Source organism: Mycobacterium sp., assembly GCF_049280035.1.
In the GTDB taxonomy this organism is placed as follows: Bacteria; Actinomycetota; Actinomycetes; order Mycobacteriales; family Mycobacteriaceae; genus Mycobacterium.
Genome location: NZ_JBAPPI010000032.1, coordinates 1 through 1,512 on the forward strand (window position 1 = coordinate 1; position 1,512 = coordinate 1,512).

The window sequence follows — 1,512 nt, forward strand, 5'->3', positions numbered from 1 at the left end:
CTCGACGGGTTCGAGGGCGAGATCTTCCACTCCGCCCGCTGGAACCACAACTACGACCTCACCGGCAAACGGGTCGCGGTCATTGGCACGGGCGCCTCGGCCATCCAGATCGTCCCAGAACTAGCCAAAACCGTGCGGCAACTCCACGTTTATCAACGCACCGCCCCGTGGGTACTTCCCCGTTTCGACCGCGAATACACCACGGTTGAACGGCTAGCCTTCGCACACGTACCCGGCTATCAGCGGGCGATCCGAAGCGCCGTCTACTGGAGTAAGGAAGTCATCGCCTTCGCCTTGACCCACGCACCGAACATGCTTGTGCCGGTGCAAAAAACCGCCAAACGCCATATCCAGCGCGGAATCACCGATCCCAAGCTGCGTGCGAAGGTCACCCCCCACTGGCAGATCGGCTGCAAGCGCATCCTGATGTCGAACACCTACTACCCAGCGCTGGCGCAACCGCATGTCGATGTCGTCACAGATGGCATCGCCGCGGTGCGGCCGAACGCCATCGTCACCACCGATGGCAGCGTCCGCGAGGTCGACGCCATCGTCGTCGCCACAGGTTTCCACGCCACCGACTCACCGACCAACGAGCGCATCTTCGGCCGGGGCGGGCGCAGTCTCGCCGACACCTGGCAACGGGCCGGCCCGCAGGCGTACAAGGGGTCGACCGTGCACGGCTTCCCCAACATGGTTGTGATGACCGGGCCCGGAACAGGATTGGGTCACACATCGATGGTCTTCATGATCGAGTCGCAGTTGAACTATCTGCGGGATCTGATCCGTACGACCTCCAAACACGGAATCGCGACCATTGAGGTACGCAAGGACGCGCAAATCGCCTACACCGACAAGATCCAACGAGGTTTGCGAAACTCGGTATGGGAAAACGGCGGATGCTCGAGCTGGTACCGAGACAAGTTCGGCAAGATCGCCACCCTGTGGCCAGGTTTCACATTCAACTTCCGCCGGCAGACCCGCACATTCGACCTCAACGCCTACCACGCGATGAGCGCCCGCGAGCTGCCGGCCGTCACCGGGCGATCCGCGGCCGTGGCACCGCACGACTTCGTCGCAGCTACCCCTGGCTGACGGCGCCTGGTAGGCGTGGAAACCCAAACGGAACGAAGAAGAGTGACGATCTGGCGGTCTTACGCCGAGATCGTGCAGGCCGCACACGCCGTGGCGCGCCGCATTATCGAGGTGGAGCGCCTCGGTGATCACCCGTACGGTAGATCGCCCGAGCCCTCACCTAGCCGACGTCGGGAGGTGGCGGCGTAGTTCGAGGGCCAGCTCGACCGCGAGCCGTCGCTCGCCTGGCTCATAGCCGAGCAGCTCGGTGGCACGCGCGATCCGCTTGAGGATCGTGTTGCGGTGGGTGTAGAGGCGGGCAGCGGCGCGGGGTGCGTTCTCGGCCTCCTCGAGATAGACGCGCAGCGTCTCGCGCAGCCGTGCGGCCGCGGGGTCGTCCTCGGCGAGCGGGCCGAGGGTGCTCGCGACGAACTCGGC

General features: G+C 64.6%; 2 protein-coding genes. One reads left to right on the forward strand and one right to left on the reverse strand.

Features of this window, described 5'->3' with window-relative positions; genetic code table 11:
• A partial coding sequence (locus tag WAN71_RS01055; RefSeq protein ID WP_422223554.1) for a flavin-containing monooxygenase occupies nt 1–1,095 on the forward strand: 1,095 nt, incomplete at its 5' end.
• A gap of 156 nt (nt 1,096–1,251) precedes the next feature.
• On the opposite strand, the gene WAN71_RS01060 is transcribed toward WAN71_RS01055, so the two are convergent.
• The coding region (locus tag WAN71_RS01060) for a helix-turn-helix domain-containing protein (RefSeq protein WP_422223555.1) at nt 1,252–1,512 on the reverse strand (261 nt) is incomplete at its 5' end.